Here is a 6500-nt window from a genome sequence, read left to right as displayed (position 1 = left end):
TCCCATATAAAAATTGAAGAATATTTTAACTCCTTTTTAATTTTACTTCTTTTAAGGAATTCACAAGTTCTAAATATTCTTCATTAAGTTTCTCCTTTTTCTCTTCATCAGATTCTATTGATAATAAAGAAATTACCTCCGATACCTTATTTTCAAGAAGTAATATCTCATCATCTAAATGCTTATTTTCTGAATTCTTATTATTATTTTCAAAACTTTTAATGTATTCAGGATAAGTTCCTGTAAATTCATGTATTTTTTTATCCTTAATTTCAATTATATGATTACATACATTAGATATAAACTCTATGTCATGAGATACTAATAATAAAGTTTTATTAGTATTAACTAAAGCATTTTCTAACGCTTCTATAGTTTTTATATCTAAATAATTAGTTGGTTCATCTAATATTAATAAGTTATTGTCAGATAATATTATTTTACATATAGCTACTTTGACTCTTTCTCCCCCCGATAATTCACTTACCATTTTATTTACAGAGTCTTTCTTAAACCCAAACTCACTTAAATTTATTCTTATAAAGCTATCATCCCACTTAGAATCTTCTTTTATATTTTCTAAAATACTCCTTTCATTATTTAAAATATCTTGTTTTTGATCAAAGTATCCTATTTTAACATTACTTGATATATTTATTTCTTTTGAATCATTGCTTAAAATTCGTCTTAGTAAAGTGGTTTTCCCACACCCATTAGCTCCAATTAGTGCAATTTTATCTCCATTTCTTATATTTAAATTAATTTCATTCACTAAAATTTTATCTTCTACTAGTAACTTTAATTTCTTAATTTCTATTAAATTTTTAGTAGCAATTTCAGTACCTTCATTTATATTAATTATAATCCTTTCTTTCTTCTTAGGTGGTGCCTTAACTTCCATATGCTCTATTCTTTTTTCTATTGATTTTATATTGTTTTCAATATGTTTTTTTCCTCTTTGATCTCCCATTTTAATAGTTTTTGCTTCTGATTTTCCCATTCCTTTAGGGGCCTTTTTTATTCTATCTCTAAGTACTTCTTTTTCATTTATTACACGCTCTAATCTATCTTTTTCATGTATATATTTTTCATATTCTCTTTTTTGTTTCTTATGATTTTCTTCTTTTAAAGTTACATATTTACTATAATTACCCCTATATATTTTTAATCTTCCCTCTTCAATCTCTACAATTTCATTACATACATCATCTAAAAATTTTCTATCATGTGAAACTATTAATAATGCTCCCTTATACTTTTTAAACATATTATCTAAAACTTCAATACTTTCACTATCTAAATTAGAAGTAGGTTCATCTGCTATAATAAGGCTTGTATTTTGTTCTAATGCACTCACTACTCTAATCTTTACTTTTTCTCCTCCAGATAAATAGTCTTCATATTCATCAGGAGCGCTAAAAACTTTTTTCATCTTACTATTATTACAATTAGTATATCCCTCATCTATTTGGCTTATATATGAATAACTATCTGTTAAATTTACCGAACCTTCATCAGCTTTTATTTCTCCAAGTAAAATTTTCAATAATGTTGTTTTTCCCGCTCCATTTTCACCTACAACCCCTATCTTATCTTTTTCTTCTATTTCAAATTTATCTATATCTAATATTAATCTATCTCCATAATACTTTTTTAGATTTTTAATTGTTGCAAGTTTCATTTTACACCTCCAATTACTCCTATAAAAAGTTTGTGCAAAATTCTTATTAATAACCTTTAATTTTCTACATTATGAATAAAGTCCAGTAACATTTGTCACTGGACTCTTTATCAAAACTTTTTTATTTTAAATATTACTACAAAGCTTATTAAGTAGATTAATTAAATCACTAACTTCCTCTTCATTAAAATTGCAAGTTATTTTTTCATACCATTTATCATGATATTCATTAATTAAGTTAAGAATATCTAAACCTTTATCAGTAAGACATAAGTTAAAAAATCTATTATCATTATCCCTTTTTACCTTTATAACATAATTTAAATCTTCAAGCTTTTTTATATTTCTTGTTATAATTGCACCATCTACATTTAATGCCTTTGCTATATCCTTCAAATTGCAGCCTTTATTATTTTCTATTATTATCATACAACGCCACATATTAAGAGTTAATCCATATTCCGATAGATTTGATTCAGAATATCTTATAAAGTCTCTATTTAAATCTGATAGATATTTACCTAATATTTTATATGACAATCATATTCCTCTTTTCTAATATTAATTTATTTTTTCATAAACTATTGGATCAACAAATCCAAAAGTAATTTTACCATTCTTTCTAAAAACTTCACTTACATACATTTTACCCTTTTCAATTTTCTCTTTTAAAGTAAATTCAGTTTCTGGTGTAAAATTACTAATACTTTCTCCTTCATACGCATTATTTTTTTCTTTGTAAACCATAGGAGTAAACTTAGAAGAAACTTTAAGCTCTTTATAATCCATGGTTAAGTTTTCATTATCATTTCTAAATTCTTCTTTTGAGATATTACTTGGAATTTCATAAGAAGTTAAAACTATATTATCATCTTCATTAACTGTAAATAAGAATAGGTGCGGAAGAATATTTTTAAATTTTCCTTGCTCATAATAACTTTCTTCAATAACAAAATATCCTGAAAAATCATTTGGTAAATTAGTTATCTTATCATTACAAACACCATTTATATGCTTTGCCTTTGGATGTTTTAATTCTCCTGATTCTAACTCATCATTTATTTGCCTATCATTATTAAATATTCCACATAATTCATTTATAAACCTATCTAACTTATTCATAAAAAACACCTCTTTAATACTTGATACTATCAATTATACCTATATAATTGATAGTGTCAAGTATTATTAATAGACTAAAAAAAGATGATTCCTATTTAATATTAGAAATCACCTTTTGTAAATATTAATTTATTTTTTATTCTCTGAAATTAACTACTCCTAATAATTTACTATCATCTAAAGCTGAAATTACCTCTACTGATATTTTACCATTTTCATAGGTACAAAGATTAAACTTAGCACTTTCCTCAAATCTTACAATACCATTACTCTCATCATAACCTATAAAACTAAGACTACCTGTAGAAAAATAAAGCTTCTCTGCAAAACAACCTTTAAAAGGATGATGAGTATGACCAGCAAAAATTCCAATTATAGAACTTTCTCTTATCATATTTTCAAATTTATCATCATAACTAACAGCTGGTGTAGTAAATTGATCTTTTATAAGATGATGATGAAGCATTAAAATAGTATCTTTTTTAGTGCTACCCTTTAATTGATTTTCTAACCACTCATACTGCTCCTCTGAAATAAATCCATCACTATTTTTATACTGTGAATTATCAAAACTAATTATTCTTAATTCACCTATTTCATTAACAGTATTATAAGGATCATTACATTCTTTATTAAACCATCCCTTATAAAAAGCCTCTTTATTATCATGATTTCCTAAAGTAAGTATATATGGAGTATTACCTAATAATTTTTCTAATTCACTTTTTAAAATTACATAATCTTCATAAGTTCCTGATTCCACTAAATCTCCAGTTATAATAACAAAATCTATTTTACTTAAGTCTATTTTTTCTAAAGATTTTCTTATCTGTATTAAAGGACTTGTCATATTATTAAAAATAGAATTATAACCTTTTTCAGCACTGGGATACTCTCTTAAAAAATGAATATCTGATAAATGTAAAAACCTCATATTCTATACCTACTTGACCTTCTTTTTCTTATTTCTTTTAGTTTGTATACTAAATAATATAAGTGCAACAATTGTTGCTACATAAGGAATAGAAGCTGTAATTTGTGTTTTTAAAGATGTATTTTGAAGTACATTTCCTGCTGCTTGTGAGAATCCAAAGAATAAACTTGATAAAAGAACTCCTATTGGATGAGATTTTCCTAAGTTATTAGCAGCCATAGCAATATACCCACGTCCTGAAGTCATATTTTGCATAAATAACGTTACAGTTCCCATAGAAAGAAGAACTCCACCTAATCCACATAATATTCCTGATAAACTTATTGTAAGGAATTGATATTTTTCTACTGGAGTACCAAGACTTCTCGCAGCTTCTTTATTGATACCTATAGCACGTAATCTATATCCTAATACTGTCTTATATAAAAATATATACATTCCTATAGCTAAAATAAAGGCTAAATAATCAATAAGAGTTAATCCTGAAAAAATAGTCCCTAATACTGGAATATCCTTAATAATAGGCAAATCAATTTTAGGAAGACTTACTAAACTAGGATCAGTAAATACTCCTTTTGTCTTAAAAATTATATAAAGTAAGTATGTTGTAACTCCACCCATCATAGTATTAGTTGCCATACCAACAACAACTGGAGATGCTTTTAATTTAATTATACAGAATCCTACAATAGCAGATACTATCATTCCACTAATTGCACCTGCAAGCACAGATAAAAATACATTATGAGTATAATAATTTGCAACAATACTGAAAAATGCGCCTGTTAGCATAGTTCCTTCCATTGCAATATTAAAAATACGTACCTTAGAACATATAGCTGCAGCTAATGTAACTAATAAAATAGGTGTCATCATACGAAGAGTGGAATTAGCTACCACTGCTAAATAATCTACACTTAACTCCATTATTGTACTCCTTTCTTATCTGTTGTATTTTGTTTTTTCTTATACCACTTAACAGCAAATTTTGCAGTAATTAATAAAGTGATAATTCCTTGAATAATGGTTGTTACTTCAGATGGTACTCCCATACTACGCTCGATAGTACTTCCCCCTGTTGTAAGACCAGCTAAGAAAATACTACTTACTAAAATACCAACTGGATGATTGCTTGACATTAATGAAGCTATAATCCCAGTCCATGCATATCCTGGAGATGTAATCATATTATCAACATAACGATATCTTGTTCCTAAAACTTCACATGCACCACCAATACCAGCTAATGCACCACTTAACATTAATACATAGTACATCATCTTAGTACTGTTAACACCACCATAATTAGCAAAGTTAGGATTTAATCCACCCATCTTTGCTTTATATCCAAAACTTGTTCTCTTCATTATGAAAAGTACAATTAAGACACAAATAATTGCAATTACAAATCCCCAATGTAATGAATATCCTTCAAACATTTTAGGCAGAATATTATCAGTTAACTTTTGAGTTTGAATTGCTGAAGAGTCTAAACCTAATGGATCTTTTACAACATATGTTGTAAAGTAAGATGCTATGTAATCAGCAACATAGTTCATCATAAGAGTTATAATAAGTAAATCCAACTTAAATCTTTCACTTACATATGCTGAGATAAGTGAATATAAAATTCCTACTAAAGCACCACTAATAATAGATACTATAACAACAAATGCTGGTGGTCCTGGACATATTACAGCTACAACTGCTGAAGTAAAGGCACCTAAAACCATTTGTCCTGCAGCCCCTAAACTTGAATAACCTGATCCCCAAGCTAATGCACCAGAAAGCCCAGCAAATATAATAGGAATAGAACGTGTTAAAGTTGTAGTTAAATAGTATGTTGATCCAAATCCACCTTTAAACATTCCTATAATTGCTTCAAAAGGATTAAATCCAGAAAGTGAAATAATTATACCTCCTATTAATAATCCAACAACAATAGCTTGTAGAGGATGTTTTAATGGCTCAAATATAGTTGAAAGTTTACTTTTTGTAATACTTACTGATAACGAGTTTTTACTTTTCATTATTTTTACCTCCTACCATTAAAAGACCTAATGCCTTTTCATCAATACTTCCTCTTTTAAATTCACCAACAATTTCCCCATCATAAATTACATAAATTCTATCACTTAAATCCATAATCTCACTTAACTCTGAAGATACCAATAATACACTATCTCCTTTATTTCTCTTATCAACAAGTTGATCATGAATAAACTCTATTGCACCTATATCAATACCTCTTGTAGGTTCACAAGCAATAATAAGTGGAGTTTCCATAGACATTTCTCTTGCAACAATAAGTTTTTGCGCATTTCCACCTGAAAGTTCTTTTATCTTTTGTGTATGAGAATCTGCTTTAACTCTGAATTTTGAAATTAACTCTATTGCATGCTTTGTAACTTTACTAATATTTAGAATTCCTTTTTTAGAGAATTCTTCACTATCTTCATATCCCATTAATGCATTTTCGGCAAGTGTTGCCTCTGGCGCACTTCCCCACATATATCTATCTTCTGGAATATGAGCAATACCAGCTTCTCTTATATTCATTACAGTTTTGTTTGTAATGTCATTCCCATTAATAATTACATTACCTGCATCAATTTTTTCTAATCCTGTTATACATCTAATAAGCTCAGATTGACCATTTCCAGATACACCTGCAATACCTACAATTTCACCTTTTTTAATATGTAAGTTAACGTTATTTAATATATTTTTATTATGTTCACCCTTTAAAGTTAAGTTTTTAAC

7 protein-coding genes are annotated in these 6500 nt (G+C 27.4%); all 7 read right to left on the bottom strand.

The window, feature by feature from the left end; all coding sequences use genetic code 11:
• Positions 1 to 25: 25 nt before the first annotated feature.
• Positions 26 to 1681 carry an ABC-F type ribosomal protection protein CplR gene (gene cplR, locus Q0G30_RS13555; RefSeq protein WP_294391107.1) on the bottom strand — a complete coding sequence of 552 codons (1656 nt, stop codon included), beginning with the start codon at positions 1679 to 1681 and terminating at the stop codon, positions 26 to 28.
• Positions 1682 to 1807: 126 nt separating this feature from the next.
• Positions 1808 to 2221: a MarR family transcriptional regulator gene (locus Q0G30_RS13550; RefSeq protein ID WP_294391104.1), complete on the bottom strand. Its 414-nt coding sequence runs from the start codon at positions 2219 to 2221 to the stop codon at positions 1808 to 1810.
• A 21-nt stretch (positions 2222 to 2242) separates the two neighbouring features.
• Positions 2243 to 2803: a hypothetical protein gene (locus Q0G30_RS13545; protein ID WP_294391101.1), complete on the bottom strand. Its 561-nt coding sequence runs from the start codon at positions 2801 to 2803 to the stop codon at positions 2243 to 2245.
• A gap of 136 nt (positions 2804 to 2939) precedes the next feature.
• Positions 2940 to 3737, bottom strand: a complete 798-nt coding sequence (locus tag Q0G30_RS13540) for a metallophosphoesterase (RefSeq protein ID WP_294391099.1) — start codon at positions 3735 to 3737, stop codon at positions 2940 to 2942.
• Between the two features lie 9 nt (positions 3738 to 3746).
• Positions 3747 to 4664, bottom strand: a complete 918-nt coding sequence (locus tag Q0G30_RS13535; protein WP_294391097.1) for an ABC transporter permease — start codon at positions 4662 to 4664, stop codon at positions 3747 to 3749.
• Positions 4664 to 5767: an ABC transporter permease gene (locus tag Q0G30_RS13530; RefSeq protein ID WP_294391095.1), complete on the bottom strand. Its 1104-nt coding sequence runs from the start codon at positions 5765 to 5767 to the stop codon at positions 4664 to 4666. Before Q0G30_RS13530 ends, Q0G30_RS13535 begins: the two co-directional genes overlap by 1 nt.
• Positions 5757 to 6500, bottom strand: a 744-nt coding sequence (locus Q0G30_RS13525) for an ATP-binding cassette domain-containing protein (RefSeq protein WP_294391093.1), incomplete at its 5' end; no start/stop codon positions are given. The genes Q0G30_RS13525 and Q0G30_RS13530, both read right to left, overlap by 11 nt.

The organism is uncultured Clostridium sp., assembly GCF_934754925.1.
GTDB lineage: Bacteria > Bacillota > Clostridia > Clostridiales > Clostridiaceae > Clostridium.
This window is presented reverse-complemented; position numbering and strand designations above follow the sequence as displayed.

What these genes read in the sequence shown, in the direction of transcription:
- Q0G30_RS13540 (WP_294391099.1), bottom strand. Translation starts at nt 3,737, where the DNA reads ATGAGGTTTTTACATTTATCAGATATTCATTTTTTAAGAGAGTATCCC.
- Q0G30_RS13535 (WP_294391097.1), bottom strand. Translation starts at nt 4,664, where the DNA reads ATGGAGTTAAGTGTAGATTATTTAGCAGTGGTAGCTAATTCCACTCTT.
- Q0G30_RS13530 (WP_294391095.1), bottom strand. Translation starts at nt 5,767, where the DNA reads ATGAAAAGTAAAAACTCGTTATCAGTAAGTATTACAAAAAGTAAACTT.
- cplR (WP_294391107.1), bottom strand. Translation starts at nt 1,681, where the DNA reads ATGAAACTTGCAACAATTAAAAATCTAAAAAAGTATTATGGAGATAGA.
- Q0G30_RS13545 (WP_294391101.1), bottom strand. Translation starts at nt 2,803, where the DNA reads ATGAATAAGTTAGATAGGTTTATAAATGAATTATGTGGAATATTTAAT.